The 18,177-nt window shown below is 64.3% G+C and carries 13 protein-coding genes; 10 read left to right on the top strand and 3 right to left on the bottom strand.

All coding sequences use genetic code 11. The features are described from left to right. Positions 1–28 precede the first annotated feature (28 nt). Positions 29–814, bottom strand: coding sequence for a phenylalanine 4-monooxygenase (phhA, locus tag RAM80_RS09885; protein WP_416426166.1), 786 nt, complete (start codon positions 812–814; stop codon positions 29–31). Positions 815–1,092: 278 nt separating this feature from the next. On the opposite strand from phhA, the gene RAM80_RS09880 reads away from it, so the two are divergent. After that, positions 1,093–2,685 (top strand): sigma-54-dependent transcriptional regulator, encoded by a 1,593-nt coding sequence (locus RAM80_RS09880; RefSeq protein ID WP_416426165.1) that lies wholly within the window; start codon positions 1,093–1,095, stop codon positions 2,683–2,685. On the opposite strand, the gene RAM80_RS09875 is transcribed toward RAM80_RS09880, so the two are convergent. Together RAM80_RS09875 and RAM80_RS09870 are read right to left on the bottom strand one after the other, a co-directional pair. Beyond that, positions 2,654–6,802, bottom strand: a complete 4,149-nt coding sequence (locus tag RAM80_RS09875; RefSeq protein WP_416426163.1) for a deaminase domain-containing protein — start codon at positions 6,800–6,802, stop codon at positions 2,654–2,656. The two genes, RAM80_RS09880 and RAM80_RS09875, sit on opposite strands and share 32 nt — an antisense overlap. A gap of 140 nt (positions 6,803–6,942) precedes the next feature. Continuing rightward, entirely contained in the window at positions 6,943–7,203 is a 261-nt protein-coding gene (locus RAM80_RS09870) for a DUF2790 domain-containing protein (protein ID WP_416426162.1), read from the bottom strand. 418 nt (positions 7,204–7,621) lie between these two features. Here RAM80_RS09870 and acs point away from each other — a divergent pair, with 418 nt between their 5' ends. The 9 genes from acs (at position 7,622) to aruF (ending at position 18,123) form a co-directional block, all read left to right on the top strand. Then, the gene (gene acs, locus RAM80_RS09865; protein WP_416426161.1) at positions 7,622–9,577 is read left to right on the top strand and encodes an acetate--CoA ligase; all 1,956 of its coding nucleotides are present in this window, start codon (positions 7,622–7,624) and stop codon (positions 9,575–9,577) included. A gap of 482 nt (positions 9,578–10,059) precedes the next feature. Beyond that, the gene (locus RAM80_RS09860) at positions 10,060–10,836 is read left to right on the top strand and encodes an ABC transporter substrate-binding protein (protein ID WP_416426159.1); all 777 of its coding nucleotides are present in this window, start codon (positions 10,060–10,062) and stop codon (positions 10,834–10,836) included. Positions 10,837–10,925: 89 nt separating this feature from the next. Next, complete coding sequence (locus RAM80_RS09855; RefSeq protein WP_416426158.1) at positions 10,926–11,615, top strand: ABC transporter permease; 690 nt, start codon at positions 10,926–10,928, stop codon at positions 11,613–11,615. Next, a complete protein-coding gene (locus tag RAM80_RS09850; protein WP_416426157.1) occupies positions 11,612–12,310 on the top strand; it encodes an ABC transporter permease in 699 nt (232 codons plus the stop codon). Before RAM80_RS09855 ends, RAM80_RS09850 begins: the two co-directional genes overlap by 4 nt. A gap of 4 nt (positions 12,311–12,314) precedes the next feature. Continuing rightward, on the top strand, positions 12,315–13,427 hold the full coding sequence (locus tag RAM80_RS09845; protein WP_416426156.1) for a M14 family metallopeptidase: 1,113 nt from the start codon (positions 12,315–12,317) through the stop codon (positions 13,425–13,427). 19 nt (positions 13,428–13,446) lie between these two features. Continuing rightward, complete coding sequence (locus RAM80_RS09840) at positions 13,447–14,211, top strand: ABC transporter ATP-binding protein (RefSeq protein ID WP_027978661.1); 765 nt, start codon at positions 13,447–13,449, stop codon at positions 14,209–14,211. Positions 14,212–14,338: 127 nt separating this feature from the next. After that, positions 14,339–15,319: a transcriptional regulator ArgR gene (gene argR, locus RAM80_RS09835; RefSeq protein WP_416426155.1), complete on the top strand. Its 981-nt coding sequence runs from the start codon at positions 14,339–14,341 to the stop codon at positions 15,317–15,319. Positions 15,320–15,804: 485 nt separating this feature from the next. Continuing rightward, positions 15,805–17,025: an aspartate aminotransferase family protein gene (locus RAM80_RS09830; RefSeq protein ID WP_416426154.1), complete on the top strand. Its 1,221-nt coding sequence runs from the start codon at positions 15,805–15,807 to the stop codon at positions 17,023–17,025. Positions 17,026–17,094: 69 nt separating this feature from the next. After that, the gene (gene aruF / locus RAM80_RS09825; RefSeq protein ID WP_416426153.1) at positions 17,095–18,123 is read left to right on the top strand and encodes an arginine/ornithine succinyltransferase subunit alpha; all 1,029 of its coding nucleotides are present in this window, start codon (positions 17,095–17,097) and stop codon (positions 18,121–18,123) included. The last annotated feature ends 54 nt before the right edge of the window (positions 18,124–18,177 follow it).

The following is an 18,177-nucleotide window of genomic DNA, read 5'->3' as shown; positions in this document are numbered from 1 at the left end:
TTGCTTCCTTATAGTAGTTAAAAGCGGGTCAGGCCGCCTTGGGCGGAAATTTCGGCGCGTGCAGGCCCAGCTGCTGGGCGCGGGCCACCAGGGCCATGATGTCCTCGTGGGCCAGGCCGAACAGGCGCTTAAGGTCCGGCAGCACGAAATACAGCGGCTGCAGGATGTCGATGCGGTATGGGGTGCGCATGCATTCCAGTGGGTCGAAGGCCTGGTGCTCGGGGGCGTCCGACAGGCTGTAGAGGGTTTCCTTGGGCGACGAGAGAATGCCGCCGCCATAGATGCGCCGGCCCTGGGGCGTGTCCACCAGGCCGAATTCAATGGTCATCCAGTACAGGCGCGCCAGGAACACCCGTTGTTCCTTGCTGGCCGCCAGGCCCAGCTTGCCGTAGGTGTGGGTGAATTCGGCGAACCAGGGGTTGGTCAGCAGCGGGCAGTGGCCGAAAATCTCGTGGAAAATGTCCGGTTCCTGCAGGTAATCCAGCTCTTCGGGCGTGCGAATGAAGGTGGCCACGGGAAAGCGCTTGCTGGCCAGCAATTCGAAGAAGGTCTGGAAGGGGATCAGGGCCGGCACCCGGGCGACCTGCCAGCCGGTGGTGCGGGCCAGCACCTGGTTGACCTCGGCCAGTTGCGGAATGCGCTCATGGGGCAGGGCCAGTTGCTCGATGCCGTCCAGGTATTCCTGGCACGCGCGCCCCTCTACCAGCTTGAGCTGGCGGCTGACCAAGGTGTGCCATACCGCGTGCTCGGTGTCGGAGTAATGGATGAACCCCTTAGCATCCGGTTCGCGGGCCACGTAGTGGGTCTGCTTCATGCTGTTCTCCAGCGCACATTTTTATTATAGATGGGCCCGCACACATCCCCGTAGCAGCTGCCAAAGGCTGCGTCCGCAGACCCCACGCTCCATTGATAGCCCACCGCCCCACGGCTGTCAGCCCCACCTAGCGCCCCGCATCGCAGGCACAGCCCGCACTTTTCGTAAACTATTCGATACAGCTACCGCGTTCATCGGCGGCAAAGTCTTGTCGGCACCCTCAAGCGTCACATATTCTTTACGAATATCTTCGCCTTTCGCCAAAAAACAGGCCCCTCATGCGCATCAAAGTCCACTGCCAGAACCGCATCGGCATCCTGCGTGACATCCTCAACCTGCTGGTGGAATACGGCATCAACGTCGCCCGCGGCGAAGTGGGTGGCGAGCACGGCAACGCCATCTACCTGCATTGCCCGAACCTGATCAACCTGCAGTTCCAGGCCCTGCGCCCCAAGTTCGAAGCCATACCCGGCGTGTTCGGCGTCAAACGCGTGGGGCTGATGCCCAGCGAGCGCCGGCACATGGAGCTCAATGCGCTGCTGGGCGCACTGGAATTCCCGGTGCTGTCCATCGACATGGCCGGCTCCATCGTCGCCGCCAACCGCGCCGCCGCGCAGCTGCTGGGGGTGCGGGTGGACGAGGTGCCGGGCATGCCGTTGTCGCGTTACGCCGAGGACTTCGACCTGCCGCAGCTGGTGCGCGACAACAAATCGCGCATCAACGGCCTGCGGGTGAAGGTGCGCGGCGACGTGTTCCTTGCCGACATCGCCCCGCTGCAGTCCGAGCATGACGACAGCGAAGCCCTGGCCGGTGCGGTGCTGACCCTGCACCGCGCCGACCGCATCGGCGAGCGCATCTACCACGTGCGCAAGCAGGAACTGCGCGGCTTCGACAGCATCTTCCAGAGCTCGAAAGTGATGGCCGCCGTGGTGCGCGAGGCGCGCCGCATGGCGCCACTCGACGCACCGCTGTTGATCGAGGGCGAGACCGGCACCGGCAAGGAACTGCTGGCCCGCGCCTGCCACCTGGCCAGCCCGCGCGGCCAGTCGCCGTTGATGGCGCTCAACTGCGCCGGCTTGCCCGAGTCCATGGCCGAGACCGAGCTGTTTGGCTACGGCCCCGGCGCCTTCGAAGGCGCGCGCGCCGAGGGCAAGCTGGGCCTGCTGGAGCTGACCGCGGGCGGCACGCTATTCCTCGATGGGGTAGGGGAGATGAGTCCGCGCCTGCAGGCGAAATTGTTGCGCTTCCTGCAAGACGGCTGCTTCCGCCGCGTAGGCAGTGACGAAGAGGTGTACCTGGATGTGCGGGTGATCTGCGCCACCCAGATGGATCTGTCGGAGCTGTGCGCCCGCGGCGAATTCCGCCAGGACCTGTACCACCGCCTCAACGTGCTGTCGTTGCACATTCCGCCGCTACGCGAGTGCATGGACGGCCTCGACCCGCTGGTGGAGCACTTCCTTGACCAGGCCAGCCGCCAGATCGGCTGCCCGCTGCCGCGCCTGGCGCCCGCCGCCAAGGACAAGCTGGCCCGCTACCATTGGCCGGGCAACGTGCGGCAACTGGAGAATGTGCTGTTCCAGGCCGTGTCATTGTGCGACGCCGGTTGGGTCAAGCCCGAGCATATCCGCCTGCCCGACTACGGTGTGCGCCAGCCCTTGGGCGATTTCTCCCTGGAGGGTGACCTGCAACAGATCGTCGCGCGCTTCGAGCGCGCGGTGCTGGAGCAACTGCATGCCCAGCACCCCAGCAGCCGCTTGCTGGGCAAGCGCCTGGGGGTGTCGCATACCACCATTGCCAACAAGCTGCGCGAGCATGGGTTGGGCAAGGCGGAACTGGCACTCAGTCCAGCGGGTAAGGTTCCAGGAAATTGATGCTCATGCTGGCTTGGGGGAACAGTAGCTTGAGTTGCGGCAGTACGATGGCGCCGCATGAACGGCAGGTGTCCATGCGCGTGAACACCTGCAGGTCGGTCACTGGCTTGTCGCGCAGGTCGGCCTTGAGCACTGTGGCGATCAGGCGTTCGGCGTCCTGGTCGCGGGGGTGGGGGCGGATGATCTTGCGTCCAGCGTGGCGCACCACCGGCAGGCTGGTCATTTGCGGATCAGGGCCGCGAGTACGCATGATCGCGCGCGCGTCTATCCATTCCACCCCATCGAGGGTCTGGCGCGGGCTGCTGGCCACATCGATCTTCAAGCGGATCGCCGCAGCACGTTTACCGCCGGACAGGGCGTAGTAAACCATCCGCCGTCCATCGGCCAGGCTCACCCGGATGAAGGCCAGGTTGGCCTGCGCCATGGTGTGGCGCAGTGCGGCATGCACGCTGGCATCGCCGAGGTTATCGGCGGTGATGGGAGCGAAGGTGCCTGGCGAGGTGCCTTGCGGCGGGGCCAGCCGATTGAGCACATCAATGTGTGCCTGTTGCACGTTCCTGGGGCGCGTAGTGAGAAGGCCGCGGTCGGGGATCAGCGCCTGCATCCGCTCGAACAGGCGCAGCTGCTGGCTATTGCCCGCCAGGATATGGGTGGCGTAGTCGAGCAGCTCGTTGTGTATACCTGCTGCCTCCGCGTAGGCGGCATAGGTGGGGAAGGCGTCGAGGGGAATGTCGCCGGGGGCAGGCTGGTGCTTGGCCAGGTCAAACAACAGCGTGGCAATGTTTTCCCGGTCGCGGGGAGCTGAAGGCGTGCCGCTGACGATGCGGTAGGTTTCGCTGGTGGTGAGAAAGCGGTTGATATCCTCTTCGGCGGTGACGCGCTCGAAGCTTAATTCGCCGGGGCGGTCGGGCGCACGGTAGATCACGTGGGTGTCGGCCTCGACCGCAATGCACGGGCCCTGAGGGGTGTCCATGACGTGGCCGCGCAGGATGCGGCGGTCCCCCACGCCGGCCACCAGTTCATCAAGCTCCAGGACCGGCAGCGTGTCGTTGATCAACCCGGCCTGCTCGGCGGTCAGTGAGGGGGTGAGGCCAAAGCGGCTGTCGGTAGAGCGTCGGCCGCTGATGCTCGGCAGGTAGTTCACCGACGGACCGTTGGCAGTGGCCAAGGACAGGCCAAAGGTAGCGCGTTCGGCATCGGTGACCGGTACCAGGCGCCCGGCGCGGGTCCGCTCGCGTCGCCACAGGGTGCCATCCATGACCACCACATCCAGGTTGGCGGGCGCCTGGCTGCTGCTGCCGCCGGCAATCGCCAGGCTGCCCAGGCGGTAGGTACGCGCCTGCCAGGCGTGTGCGGCATGCTCCCCGGCGGTCGCGTGGGGGGGCAATGCGGTGACAGGAAGTTGGTGGGTGTACAGGCTGGCGCATCCCGGGGCGTCGGCTGCCCGTGGGATGCGGCAAGGGGTGGGCGTCTCGATCATGCGGCGGGGTTTGCGCAGCGTGCCAAGGCGATCATGGCGCACGTAGTATTTACCGCTGATTTCCTGGCTCAAGCGGTACAGGTGGCCATCAATGAGCACGTCCACGCTGCGGTCTGCCCGGGGGATCAGCATGACTTGGCTATCCACGTGGCTGCGCAGGTAGCGCAGGCCATCGGGCCCGCGATGCAGGGCCAGGGCGCCAGGGGCGAGCCCGGGGCGGGCCATGGCGAAGGCCTCGATGAAGGTGCGCTCGGCGCCGCCGGGCGTCAGGTCCAGCAGAGGCGGGCCGTAGGTGCGGCTGATCTGGGCGGGCTGGAGGTGCCAGATGCCGTGGCTGGGGCGCGCCACTTGCCCTGTGGAAATTCCCAGGTCCCTGGCAAAATTGAAGGGGAAACGGCGTTGATGCAGGTTGAGCCAGCGGCTCACCGCAAAGGCTGTGTTTGCCAGTGGCGAGCGACCGCCGCTGTGCAGCAGGCGGTTGATGAGGCGACGGTTGGCCACCAGCGTTTTTAGTACAGGCGTTAGCGCCGTCAGGGGCAGGGTCACTGCATCAAGCACGCACATGGACACGCCGCCGCTGCCCTGGGTATCGAAGCAACTGGCAAAAGGCACGCCGATGCGTGCCAGGTGGGCCGCGAGGCTGCGGCCCTGGATGTTTTTTTGCTGCAGCTCCAGTTGGGTCATGCCCCGGCACTGCTGCCTCAGGTCGTCGAAGTGGTGCATCCACACGTGGTCCAGCGCGATGTCGACCAGGCGTGCCAGTGGTCCGGCAGGCAGCAGCGGGCCTACCGCCTGCACGCCCCCGGCGGTGCTGTAGGTGAATGGGTGCTCGGCGTCGTGGTAGTCCTCGAACTGCAGCTGCAGGTGTTCGCGTGCCCACTGCTCCATTGGCACCCCCTGGCGGTCGATGGCCCGGCTGTCCCACCGCCATTGCTGGGGAAACCAGCGGTACAAGGTTTCGCCCTGGCTGCCCTGGCACAGAATCAGCAGGGCGGGGCAACGGCGCAGGGCCCATAGTTCGGGATCGGCATCGCCCAGTTGCGGGATGCTCATCTGGTTCGGCCCGATGAATTCATGCCAGTGCACCGCGTACGCCTGCAGCGATGCGGCTTCCATTACCGCGCGGTCGTTGTCGGGTAGCCGCTGGATGAACAGCTCGAGCAAGTCTTTCAGTGCGCGGTGGCAATGGCCGCGGTAGGCGCTGAACAGTTGGTCGAACTGCGCGGTGATATCGGCGGCGGTCGTATGCTTGAGTGCGGCATGGCGAAAGCCCGGGCCGCTGTCGAGCAGGCGCTCCAGGTGGGAGGTCTTGCGAGCGCCCGAGACAATTTCATGCGGCTTGATGCCAAATGATTCCAGGTAGCCAATGGCCATTTTTATGCGCGAGGGTGGGCTGCTCAGTTGTGCCAGTGTCGCCATGATGTCGAAGGCATCGAGGGCGGCGTTGATGTCGGCCGGCGTGTACCAAGGTTGCCTCGGTAGTATGCGGTTGTACTCCGCCCATTGCATGACGAGTGGCGCGCGGGCGAGCAGGATGTTGACCTGGTCTTCTTGCGTGGTCGCTTGCGCTTGTTTCAGTAGCGCCACCTGCAGCGCCGTCTCGGGCGTCAACAGCCAGGGGTCGCGTTCCGACAGGCTGATGCCCAGGCGCAATTGCACGGAGTAAAGGTCCGGCAGGTGCTCGAAGTCAGGCGGCAGGTCTTCGAGTAGCAGCAGCGGGGCATGTTGACGCAGCAACAGCGGCGCTACCAGTGCCAGTTCGGTAGGGTTGCAGTCCAGGTGTGCCGCGAGCGCCTGGTCCAGGCGTACACGTAACGCCTGTGCGTTGCCCTGGGGGGTGAGCGACACGCCGGCAAGTTCACCCTCGATGCGCGAGCTGCGGGGGTCGAGATAGTCGACGATGGCCTGCATGGCCAGTTCGCGTTGCAGATAGTGGGGGGGTGGTACCCATTGCAGGTCGTCAATCACGGCTTTTTCAAAGGCGTCGAAGGTAGCGCAACCAAACAGGCACGGCATCAGCCGCCGTGGCTCGGTGGTGCAGGCCAGGGCGAAATCCATCTGCAGGTAATCGAGCAGCCGCGCCATGCGCCCGCCGCCAACGCGTTTGTGCAGGATACGCGAGACGCACGCTGACAGGTCCGTATGCAGGTGGCTGAAAGCGCCGTTCCGGGTTTGCAGCGGGTGCTGCGTGGGCGTGGCTTTGCTGGCCAGCCTCGGATACAGCAGCAGGCAGGCCAGCCAGGCGCAATCTGTCGCCCGTGCGAAGGTTGCCTGTAGCCACAGGTGGCTGGCGGCGCTGAACACCCGGCGTCCAGCCTTGGCCCGCCGGGACACCTTGCGCAGTGTTGCCGGCAATGCCGGGTCCACGTCGCGCAAGGCTTGTGTTGCCTGGGCCTGCAGGTACCGGGTCAGTTGCGCGGGGGCGTCATTGGTGTCGTTGTTCAGTGAGGGGGGAATCAGAGCGACGACGTCGGGGGCCGCGCACAGTGCCTCGACGTTATCCAGCCATTGGAAATCACTGCCCAGCGGATCAATGCGTGAAAAGTCATCGCGCTGAAACAGGGTTGTCAGTAATTGGCCAAAAGGCGAAATGGCTTTCTTGATCGGCGGGACGGAAGGCGGGATATAAAGTGCCATGCAAACTCCATGATGCGGGAAAGATCGAACAAAAAGTTCGGCGCATCATCAAGCGTTGTGCTGGCGGGCAGGTGTTGAATAATTATTCGATCAATTAAATAGGCCAGCGCCTCCTGAAGAGGCGCTGAAGCACTGTGAACTTATCCGTTCGAGCAGCCGTTGCCCATCACGCGGTATTCAAGTATGTGTTTCTGGCCAGTGGAGTCCAGGTAAGTCATGCGTGCTGGCACCACTTCGCAGACGTTGGGGATTTCGCTGGTGCTGATGACCTTGGCAATATCAAGGTGCTGCGAATAGTTGTAGTGCTCCACCGGAACTTCAGTGTTGGCGGTGTTCGAAACTTCATCAGCCATGGCTGCCAGCGAGAAAGTACTCAGGGCCAAGACAATTAAAGCTTTCATTTTAAAGTTTACCTTTGTGCGGTCGTCAGGGGGCACGCAATCCTTGTGGGACTGCGTGTGTTGCTCGGGAAAGTTAGAGTCGGATTAACGTGCCTTCGTGGGGGCTGTTGCGTGTGTTAATCACAGTGCCGGTTGGCGAGGTGAATTTTAGGGCGATGGCGGGGGGTTAAACAGACAGAGTTTTGATAAACAGTTTTATCTGAATCTGTAACAATCAATTTCGTAGCGGCCGGTGGCGCGCGTTTTCCTGCAAAGACACGCGGCCGTCGAGGCGCCCCGCGCCCGGGCTTGAGCCTTGCCGCGCGCCGTCATCAAAGAGTAGGGTAATGGTTACTACCATCGTCGAATGGCCTCGGCGTGCGCTTAGCCTTACAACGAGGTCATACAAAAACAACTACATAGCTCCGAGGTAAGAAAGATGAGTGCGGCGTCCCTGTATCCCGTTCGTCCCGAGGTGGCAGCCACCACGCTGACCGATGAAGCGACCTACAAGGCCATGTACCAGCAGTCGGTGGTGAACCCTGACGGCTTCTGGCGCGAGCAGGCCCAGCGCCTGGACTGGATCAAGCCCTTCACCAAGGTCAAGCAGACCTCTTTCGATGACCACCACGTGGACATCAAGTGGTTCGCCGACGGCACTCTCAACGTCTCCTACAACTGCCTGGACCGGCACCTGGCCGAACGCGGCGACCAGATCGCGATCATCTGGGAAGGCGACGACCCCTCCGAGCACCGCAACATCACCTACCGCGAACTGCACGAGGAAGTCTGCAAGTTCGCCAACGCCCTGCGTGGCCAGGATGTGCACCGCGGTGACGTGGTTACCATCTACATGCCGATGATTCCCGAAGCCGTGGTCGCCATGCTGGCCTGTACCCGCATCGGCGCCATCCATTCGGTGGTGTTCGGTGGCTTCTCCCCCGAGGCCCTGGCCGGGCGCATCATCGACTGCAGCTCGAAGGTGGTGATCACCGCCGACGAAGGCCTGCGTGGCGGCAAGAAGACCGCGCTCAAGGCCAACGTCGACCGCGCCCTGACCAACCCGGAAACCAGCAGTGTGCAGAAGGTCATCGTCTGCAAGCGCACCGGCGGCGACATCGAGTGGAACCGCCACCGCGACATCTGGTACCACACCCTGCTGGACGTGGCGTCCAGCACCTGCGCGCCGAAAGAAATGGGTGCCGAGGAGCCGCTGTTCATCCTCTATACCTCCGGCTCCACCGGCAAGCCCAAGGGCGTGCTGCACACCACCGGCGGCTACCTGGTGTACGCAGCCCTCACCCATGAGCGCGTGTTCGACTACCGCCCGGGCGAAATCTACTGGTGCACCGCCGACGTCGGCTGGGTCACCGGCCACAGCTACATCGTCTACGGCCCGCTGGCCAACGGCGCCACCACGCTGCTGTTCGAAGGCGTGCCGAACTACCCGGACATCACCCGCGTGTCGAAGATCATCGACAAGCACAAGGTCAACATCCTCTACACCGCACCCACCGCCATCCGCGCCATGATGGCCGAGGGCACTGCGGCGGTGGAGGGCGCCGATGGCTCCAGCCTGCGCCTGCTGGGCTCGGTGGGCGAGCCGATCAACCCCGAGGCCTGGGGTTGGTACTACGACACCGTGGGCAAGCAACGCTGCCCGATCGTCGACACCTGGTGGCAGACCGAGACCGGCGGCGTGCTGATCAGCCCGCTGCCGGGCGCCACCGCGCTCAAGCCGGGCTCGGCGAGCAAGCCGTTCTTCGGCGTGGTGCCGGGGCTGGTGGACAACCTGGGCAACCTGATCGACGGCGCCGCCGAGGGCAACCTGGTGATCCTCGACTCGTGGCCGGGCCAGTCGCGCAGCCTGTACGGCGACCACGACCGCTTCGTCGACACCTACTTCAAGACCTTCCGTGGCATGTACTTCACCGGCGACGGCGCGCGCCGCGACGAGGATGGCTACTACTGGATCACCGGCCGCGTCGATGACGTGCTCAACGTCTCCGGCCACCGCATGGGCACCGCCGAGATCGAGAGCGCCATGGTTGCCCATCCCAAGGTGGCCGAGGCCGCGGTGGTGGGCGTGCCCCACGACATCAAGGGCCAGGGCATCTATGTGTACGTGACCCTCAACCATGGCGTGGAAGCCAGCGAGACCCTGCGCCAGGAACTGAAGAACTGGGTGCGCAAGGAGATCGGCCCGATCGCCTCGCCGGATGTGATCCAGTGGGCGCCGGGGCTGCCCAAGACCCGCTCGGGCAAGATCATGCGCCGTATCCTGCGCAAGATCGCCACCGGCGAGTACGACGCGCTGGGTGATATCTCCACCCTGGCCGACCCGGGCGTGGTGCAGCACCTGATCGACACCCACAAGGGCATGAAGGCGGCGTAAGGCTGCTGCGCTAACCCCGGAACCCCGCCCGTTGGCGGGGTTCTGCGTTTATACCCCACATGACCGGGATATATCGGTGTTACCGTCCGTCACCTTTCTGTGCGCCAAAAGGAGGCGAAACGCCACAAATCGGTGCGCCGGTCCTACGAAAAATGACAAAGCCAAACGCCAGGGTTGCCGGATTACAAGGCTTTGCCAATAATAGGCGCGCAATTTGCTTGATAGATCGGTTCCCTGTCATTTGCCTTTGCATAAACATGAAAGGCTGTCAATAATCTCGGGTCGTATTCTCGGTGCATCTGTAACTAGTTGTCGCATTGAAGAAATATCGGCTTCGGGGCTGTCGCTAAAATGCCGGTCACTCGCCGTCGCCCGATGAGCCATGCTCCCGAGCCGCGCGCCGCTATCTGCGTTGTACCCATTCGCATATTGGGCCTGTGCTCACTCTGCCATTTATTGCCCTTTACCGATGGAGTCCTGAGATGAAGAAACTCGTGCTTCTTGGCGCCCTGGCGCTGTCCGTGCTGTCGCTGTCCTCGTTCGCCGACGAGAAGCCTTTCAAGATCGGTATCGAAGCGGCCTACCCACCGTTCGCCTCCAAGGCTGCCGACGGCAGCATCGTGGGTTTTGACTACGACATCGGCAACGCCCTGTGCGAAGAGATGAAGGTCAAGTGCCAGTGGGTCGAGCAGGAATTCGACGGCCTGATCCCGGCGCTGAAAGTGCGCAAGATCGACGCCATCCTGTCGTCCATGTCCATCACCGAAGACCGCAAGAAGTCGGTTGATTTCACCAACCGCTACTACCTGACCCCAGCGCGCCTGGTGATGAAGGAAGGCACCACCGTCGCCGACAACCTCGACGGCCTGAAAGGCAAGAAGGTCGGCGTGCAGCGCGGTTCCATCCACGAGCGTTTCGCCCGCGAAGTGCTGGCGCCAAAAGGCGTGGAAGTGGTGCCGTACGGCTCGCAGAACGAAATCTACCTGGACGTGACCGCTGGCCGCCTGGACGGCACCCTGGCCGACGCCACCCTGCTGCAGGACGGCTTCCTGAACACCGACGCCGGCAAGGGCTACGCCTTCGCAGGTCCATCGTTCACCGACGTCAAATACTTCGGTGACGGCGTGGGCATCGCCGTGCGCAAGGGTGACAAGGCTGACCTGGACAAGCTCAACGCTGCCATCGCCGCCATCCGCGCCAACGGCAAGTACAAGCAGATCCAGGACAAGTACTTCAACTTCGACATCTACGGCCAGTAACTGGCTGTAAGCGTCACCCGACAGATGGTGCAAGCCGCAGGCGCTGAGGCTTGCACCATTTTTTCATTTCCACGGTCGAGGAAATTTACATGTTAGAAGGCTACGGGGCAGTCATCCTCGATGGCACCTGGCTGACCTTGCAGTTGGCCCTGTCGTCGATGGCGCTAGCCATTGCCCTGGGATTGATCGTCGTCGCACTGCGGCTGTCGCCCGTGCGTTGGCTGGCCTGGCTGGGGGCGACCTATTCCACGGTCATCCGCGGCATTCCCGACCTGGTGCTGATCCTGCTGATCTTCTTCGGCGGCCAGGACCTGCTCAACCGCGTCGCGCCCCTGCTGGGCTTCGACGACTATATCGATCTCAACCCCATGGCGGCCGGCATCGGCACGCTGGGCTTCATTTTCGGGGCGTACCTGTCGGAAACCTTCCGCGGTGCGTTCCTGGCCATCCCCAAGGGGCAGGCCGAGGCTGGCCTTGCCTATGGCATGAACAGCCGCCAGGTGTTCTTCCGCGTGCTGGTGCCGCAGATGATCCGCCTGGCCATTCCCGGCTTCACCAACAACTGGTTGGTACTGGTCAAGGCCACGGCGCTGGTGTCGGTGGTGGGCCTGCAGGACATGATGTTCAAGGCCAAGGCCGCGGCGGACGCCACGCGCCAGCCGTTCACTTTCTTCCTGGCGGTGGCCGCGCTGTACCTGGTGATCACCAGCGTATCGCTGCTGGTGCTGCGGTTCCTGGAAAAACGCTACTCGGCTGGCGTAAGGGTGGCTGAACTATGATTTTTGATTACAACGTGGTCTGGGACAACCTGCCGCTGTACTTCAGCGGCGTGCTGGAGACCATCAAGCTGTTGCTGCTGTCGCTGTTCTTCGGCCTGCTGGCGGCCTTGCCGCTGGGCCTGATGCGCGTGTCCAAGCGGCCGCTGGTGAACCTGCCGGCCTGGCTGTACACCTACGTGATCCGCGGCACGCCGATGCTGGTGCAGCTGTTCCTGATCTACTACGGGCTGGCGCAGTTCGCCGTGGTGCGCGAGAGCATCTTCTGGCCGTGGCTGTCCAGCGCCACCTTCTGCGCCTGCCTGGCATTTGCCATCAACACCAGCGCCTACACCGCGGAAATCGTCGCCGGCAGCCTCAAGGCCACGCCCCATGGCGAGATCGAGGCGGCGCGGGCCATGGGCATGTCGCGGGTCAAGATGTACCGTCGCATCCTGCTGCCGTCGGCCCTGCGCCGGGCGCTGCCGCAGTACAGCAACGAAGTGATCATGATGCTGCAGACCACCAGCCTTGCGTCGATTGTCACCCTGATCGACATCACCGGCGCGGCACGCACGGTGAACGCGCAGTACTATCTGCCGTTCGAAGCCTACATCACCGCAGGCGTTTTCTACCTGTGCCTGACCTTTATCCTGGTTCGCCTGTTCAAGCTGGCCGAGCGCCGCTGGCTGGGCTACCTGGCACCACGCAAGGGCTGAAGACATGCAACGCATCGATCATCCATTGCCCTGGAGCACCCTGGGCAGCGAGCGTCACCTGAGCGTATTCCGCTTCGGCAGCGGCGAGCGCAAGGCCTACATCCAGGCCAGCCTGCACGCCGACGAACTGCCGGGCATGCGCACCGCCTGGGAACTGAAAAAGCGCCTGCTGGCGCTGGAGGAGGCTGGCCAGCTCAAGGGCGTGGTCGAGCTGGTGCCGGTGGCCAACCCCATCGGCCTGGGCCAGTTGCTGCAGGGCGCCCACCAGGGGCGTTTCGAGTTCGGCAGCGGCAAGAACTTCAACCGTGACTTCCACGAGCTGAGCGAGCCGGTGGCTGCCGCGCTGGATGGCCAGCTGGGTGACGACGCCCACGCCAACATCCGCCTGGTGCGCCAGGCCATGCGCGACACCCTGGCGGCGCTGCCGCCAGCCGCCAGCCAGCTGCAGGGCCTGCAACGCCTGCTGCTGGGCCACGCCTGCGACGCCGACGTGGTGCTGGACCTGCACTGCGACGCCGACGCCGCGCTGCACATGTACGCGCTGCCGCAGCACTGGCCGCAGTGGCGCTCGCTGGCCGCGCACCTGAACGTGCGGGTAGGCCTGCTGGCCGAGGACTCGGGTGGCAGTTCGTTCGACGAAGCCTGCTCGTTGCCGTGGCTGCGCCTGTCCCGGCGCTTCCCCGAGGCCCAGCTGCCGCTGGCCTGCCTGGCCACTACCGTGGAACTGGGTGGCCAGGCCGACACCGCGCGCGACGACGCCGAGCGCCACGCCGAGGGCATCCTGGCGTTCCTCGCCGAACAGGGGCTGATCGCCGGCGAATGGCCGCCAGCCGCCAACGAGCCCTGCGAAGGCATGCCGTTCGAGGGCACTGAATTGCTGTTTGCCCCACACCCCGGCGTGATCAGTTTCCTGCGCGCCCCCGGTGAATGGGTAGAGGCGGGCGACCCGCTGTTTGAAGTGATCGACCCGCTGGCCGATCGCGTTACCGTCGTGTGTGCCGGCACTGCCGGCGTGCTGTTTGCCATCGAACGACTGCGTTACGCCCAGCCAGGTTTCTGGCTGGCCAAGGTCGCCGGGCGCCAACCCCTTCGTCGCGGGCGCCTGCTCAACGACTGACTGCTTTGTGAGAACCGCTATGTACAAACTTGAAGTCCAGGACCTGCATAAACGCTACGGCAGTCATGAAGTGCTCAAGGGTGTGTCCCTGGCCGCCAAGGCCGGCGATGTCATCAGCATCATCGGCTCCAGCGGCTCGGGCAAGAGTACCTTCCTGCGCTGCATCAACCTGCTGGAGCAGCCGCACGCGGGCAAGATCCTGCTCAACAACGAAGAGCTGCAACTGGTGGCCAGCAAGGACGGCGCCCTCAAGGCCGCCGACCCCAAGCAGTTGCAGCGCATGCGCTCGCGCCTGTCCATGGTGTTCCAGCACTTCAACCTGTGGGCGCACATGACCGCCCTGGAAAACATCATCGAGGCGCCGGTGCACGTGCTGGGCGTGTCGAAGAAAGAGGCGTTGGAAAAGGCCGAGCACTACCTGAACAAGGTGGGCGTGGCGCACCGCAAGGACGCCTACCCGGGCCACATGTCCGGCGGCGAGCAGCAGCGCGTGGCCATCGCCCGTGCCCTGGCCATGGAGCCTGAGGTCATGCTGTTCGACGAACCCACCTCGGCGCTCGACCCCGAGCTGGTGGGCGACGTGCTGAAGGTGATGCAGGACCTGGCCCAGGAAGGCCGCACCATGGTGGTGGTCACCCACGAGATGGGCTTCGCCCGCGAGGTGTCCAACCAGCTGGTGTTCCTGCACAAGGGCCTGGTGGAAGAGTCGGGCTGCCCGCGCGACGTGCTGGCCAACCCCAAGTCCGAGCGCCTGCAGCAGTTCCTGTCCGGAAGCCTGAAGTAGTCGTCATTTGATACAAACGATGACTGCCACGTTGTTGTAGAAAGGGGCATGCTGCGCGTCTTGGCAGCATGTTCCTTCCATCCGCTCTGCCGAGCATTGATCCTGAACAGGTTTCGGACCGCACCCCATGACAGCCCAACGAATCGGTTTTCTCATCTGGCCGAGCACCAAGGCCCTGACCCTGGCGCTGGCTGAAGAGGCCCTGGATGTGGCCCAGAAGGTGCACCCCGAAGTGGCCTACGAGATGGTGTTCCTGCACGCCGAGCCTGCCCCTGAAGGCGGCTGGCAGTTGCCGGGCGAGCCGTGGGCGGGGCGCCTGGAAGGCTGTCAGAAACTGTTCCTGCTGGCCGACGAGCCGCCGGCTGCGCTGGCGCCAGCTCTGGCCACCGCGCTCAAGCAACTGGTGCGTTCGGGCTGCGTGATTGGCGGCCTGTCCGCTGGCGTCTACCCCATGGCCCAGGTCGGCCTGCTGGACGGCTACCGCGCCGCGGTGCACTGGCGCTGGCAGGATGATTTCGCCGAGCGCTTCCCCAAGGTGATTGCCACCAGCCACCTGTTCGACTGGGACCGTGACCGCATGACCGCGTGTGGCGGCCTCTCGGTGCTGGACCTGCTGCTGGCGGTGCTGGCCCGCGACCACGGCGCCGAGCTGGCGGGCGCGGTGTCGGAAGAACTGGTGGTGGAGCGCATCCGCGAAGGCGGCGAGCGCCAGCGTATTCCGCTGCAGAACCGCCTGGGCTCCAGCCATCCCAAGCTCACCCAGGCGGTGTTGCTGATGGAGGCCAACATCGAAGAGCCGCTGACCACCGACGAAATCGCCCAGCACGTGTGCGTGTCGCGCCGCCAGCTGGAGCGCATCTTCAAGCAGTACCTGAACCGGGTGCCGAGCCAGTATTACCTGGAGCTGCGCTTGAACAAGGCGCGGCAGATGCTGATGCAGACCAGCAAGTCGATCATCCAGATCGGCCTGTCGTGCGGGTTCTCGTCGGGGCCGCATTTTTCCAGCGCCTATCGCAATTTCTTCGGCGCAACGCCGCGGGAAGACCGCAACCAGCGCCGCAGCAGCAGCCCGTTCGAGCTGTCGTCGGTGCCCGCCGAGCGCGGGTAACCATCATCCCGCAACGCCCGCAGACCCCGTAGCCGCTGCCGCCAGGCTGCGCTGGCCCTCAGCCACACTGAAAATCTCCAGCGTACTCAGGGGCCAGCGCAGCCTGACGGCAGCGGCTACGGATAGTGGTGAGGCTGGCGGGTGCACGCCTTGGTTTTTCTGGCGCTCTTGAGATCGAGCGCCGCCCGCGCGGCGCAACGCAGCCTGGCGGCAGCATCTACATTTGTTGCACCGTGCCATGGCCTGACGGATCGGCGTTGTCCGCCTTGTGCGCATGGCAGGGATCTTCGGGCGCCTATGCCACATTCGCGCGACCAAACCGTTGCCTGATGCAATAATATGTCGCATTACCGAAAACCCCTCGTTTTCACGGTTTGGCGCTGTAATAAGTTGTCGCTTGGCGACAAGGACAAGCGCTGGCCAGTCCTTACAATCCCCCCATCGCTCGCCAATACCAGGCGGGCGTTCCTCTTCAGGAGACTCCGATGTCCGTTGAGCATGCCCAGGTGCAACGCGCCGATTTCGACCAGGTGATGGTCCCCAACTACGCCCCGGCCGCCTTCATTCCCGTGCGCGGCGCAGGTTCCCGGGTGTGGGACCAGGCAGGTCGCGAACTGGTCGACTTCTCGGGCGGCATCGCCGTCAACGTGCTGGGCCACGCCCACCCGGCGCTGGTCAACGCCCTGACCGAGCAGGCCAACAAGGTCTGGCACGTGTCCAACGTGTTCACCAACGAGCCGGCGCTGCGCCTGGCGCACAAGCTGGTCGACGCCACCTTTGCCGACCGCGTGTTCTTCTGCAACTCCGGCGCCGAGGCCAATGAGGCCGCGTTCAAGCTGGCCCGCCGCGTGGCCCACGACAAGTTCGGCCCGGAAAAATACGAAATCATCGCCGCCACCAACAGCTTCCACGGCCGCACCCTGTTCACCGTGAGCGTGGGCGGCCAGCCCAAGTACTCCGACGGTTTCGGTCCGAAGATCACCGGCATCACCCACGTGCCGTACAACGACCTGGCTGCGCTGAAAGCGGCCATCTCGGACAAGACCTGCGCCGTGGTGCTGGAGCCTATCCAGGGTGAAGGCGGCGTGCTGCCGGCGGACCTGGCCTACCTGCAGGGCGCCCGCGCGCTCTGCGACCAGCACAACGCGTTGCTGGTGTTCGACGAAGTGCAGAGCGGCATGGGCCGCAGTGGCGAGCTGTTCGCCTACATGCACTACGGCGTCACCCCGGACATCCTCTCCAGCGCCAAGAGCCTGGGCGGCGGTTTCCCGATCGGCGCCATGCTGACCACCACCGAGCTGGCCAAGCACTTCGCCGTGGGCGTGCACGGCACCACCTACGGCGGCAACCCGCTGGCCTGCGCCGTGGGCGAGGCGGTGATGGACGTCATCAATACCCCGCAAGTGCTGGCTGGCGTCAAGGCCAAGCACGAGCGCTTCAAGGCCCGCCTGCAACAGATCGGCGAGCAATACGGCGTGTTCACCGAAGTACGCGGCCTGGGCCTGCTGATCGGTTGCCAACTGAGCGATGCCTGGAAAGGCAAGGCCAAGGACTTCTTCAACGCTGCCGAGCAGCACGACCTGATGATCCTGCAGGCCGGCCCCGACGTGGTGCGTTTCGCGCCTAGCCTGGTGATTGAAGACGCCGACATCGACGAAGGCCTGGACCGCTTCGAACGTGCCGTGCAGCAACTGACCCAAGCCTGATTCCGGGCCGGCAAAAGGCGAGCGTCACGGCGCTCGCCGTTTTTTCAAGCAATTCCAAGGAGTGACACCATGCTGGTAATGCGCCCTGCGCAAATGGCTGACCTGGCCGAGGTCCAACGCCTGGCCGCGGACAGCCCGATTGGTGTCACGTCCCTGCCGGACGATGCCGAGCGCCTGCGCGACAAGATCGCGGCGTCCGAAGCGTCGTTCGCCGCCGAGGTCAGCTTCAATGGCGAGGAGAGCTACTTCTTCGTCCTCGAAGACAGCCAGACCCAGCGCCTGGTGGGCTGTTCGGCCATCGTCGCGTCGGCGGGCTATTCCGAGCCTTTCTACAGTTTCCGTAATGAGACCTTCGTGCACGCCTCCCGCGAGCTGAAGATCCATAACAAGATTCACGTGCTGTCCCAGTGCCATGACCTGACCGGCAACAGCCTGCTCACCAGCTTCTACATGGTGCCGGACATGGTTGGCAGCGCCTGGTCCGAGCTGACCTCCCGGGCGCGCCTGCTGTTCATGGCCAACCACCCCGAGCGCTTCGCCGACTCGGTGGTGACCGAGATCGTCGGCTACAGCGACGACAACGGCGACTCGCCGTTCTGGGACGCCATCGGCCGCAACTTCTTCGACATCAACTACGCCGAGGCCGAGCGCCTGTGCGGTATCAAGAGCCGGACCTTCCTGGCCGAACTGATGCCCCATTACCCGATCTACGTGCCGCTGCTGCCCGACGAAGCCCAGGAAGCCATGGGCCAGGTGCACCCGCGCGCGCAGATCACCTTCGACATCCTCATGCGCGAGGGTTTCGAGACCGACCACTACATCGACATCTTCGACGGCGGCCCGACGCTGCACGCGCGGGTCTCGGGCATTCGCTCCATCGCCCAGAGCCGCGTGGTGCCGGTCAAGCTCGACAGCGGCAACAGCGACGTGGTCAAGGGCGGCCGCCCGTACCTGGTGGCTAACGCCCAGCTGCAGGACTACCGCGCGGTGCTGCTGGAACTGGACTGGGTGCCCGGCAAGCCGGTGACCCTCAGCCTGGAAGCGGCCGAGGCACTGGGTGTGGGCGAGGGCGCCAGCGTGCGCCTGGTAGCGGTTTGATACCTGTCATTCACAGGTCGAGTTCTGCGGGTTGCCACTGCGGCCCGCGCAAGG

Origin of the sequence: Pseudomonas sp. App30, from assembly GCF_047947025.1 — a bacterium.
Lineage (GTDB): Bacteria > Pseudomonadota > Gammaproteobacteria > Pseudomonadales > Pseudomonadaceae > Aquipseudomonas.
Note: the sequence above shows the minus strand (reverse complement) of the source record. Positions and strands in the feature narration are given on the sequence as shown.

Excerpts from the sequence above, each read along its gene's own strand:
- RAM80_RS09850 (WP_416426157.1), top strand. The coding sequence starts at position 11,612 with ATGATTTTTGATTACAACGTGGTCTGGGACAACCTGCCGCTGTACTTC.
- RAM80_RS09870 (WP_416426162.1), bottom strand. The coding sequence starts at position 7,203 with ATGAAAGCTTTAATTGTCTTGGCCCTGAGTACTTTCTCGCTGGCAGCC.
- aruF (WP_416426153.1), top strand. The coding sequence starts at position 17,095 with ATGCTGGTAATGCGCCCTGCGCAAATGGCTGACCTGGCCGAGGTCCAA.
- RAM80_RS09860 (WP_416426159.1), top strand. The coding sequence starts at position 10,060 with ATGAAGAAACTCGTGCTTCTTGGCGCCCTGGCGCTGTCCGTGCTGTCG.
- RAM80_RS09880 (WP_416426165.1), top strand. The coding sequence starts at position 1,093 with ATGCGCATCAAAGTCCACTGCCAGAACCGCATCGGCATCCTGCGTGAC.
- argR (WP_416426155.1), top strand. The coding sequence starts at position 14,339 with ATGACAGCCCAACGAATCGGTTTTCTCATCTGGCCGAGCACCAAGGCC.
- RAM80_RS09840 (WP_027978661.1), top strand. The coding sequence starts at position 13,447 with ATGTACAAACTTGAAGTCCAGGACCTGCATAAACGCTACGGCAGTCAT.
- RAM80_RS09845 (WP_416426156.1), top strand. The coding sequence starts at position 12,315 with ATGCAACGCATCGATCATCCATTGCCCTGGAGCACCCTGGGCAGCGAG.
- phhA (WP_416426166.1), bottom strand. The coding sequence starts at position 814 with ATGAAGCAGACCCACTACGTGGCCCGCGAACCGGATGCTAAGGGGTTC.
- RAM80_RS09855 (WP_416426158.1), top strand. The coding sequence starts at position 10,926 with ATGTTAGAAGGCTACGGGGCAGTCATCCTCGATGGCACCTGGCTGACC.
- RAM80_RS09875 (WP_416426163.1), bottom strand. The coding sequence starts at position 6,802 with ATGGCACTTTATATCCCGCCTTCCGTCCCGCCGATCAAGAAAGCCATT.
- RAM80_RS09830 (WP_416426154.1), top strand. The coding sequence starts at position 15,805 with ATGTCCGTTGAGCATGCCCAGGTGCAACGCGCCGATTTCGACCAGGTG.
- acs (WP_416426161.1), top strand. The coding sequence starts at position 7,622 with ATGAGTGCGGCGTCCCTGTATCCCGTTCGTCCCGAGGTGGCAGCCACC.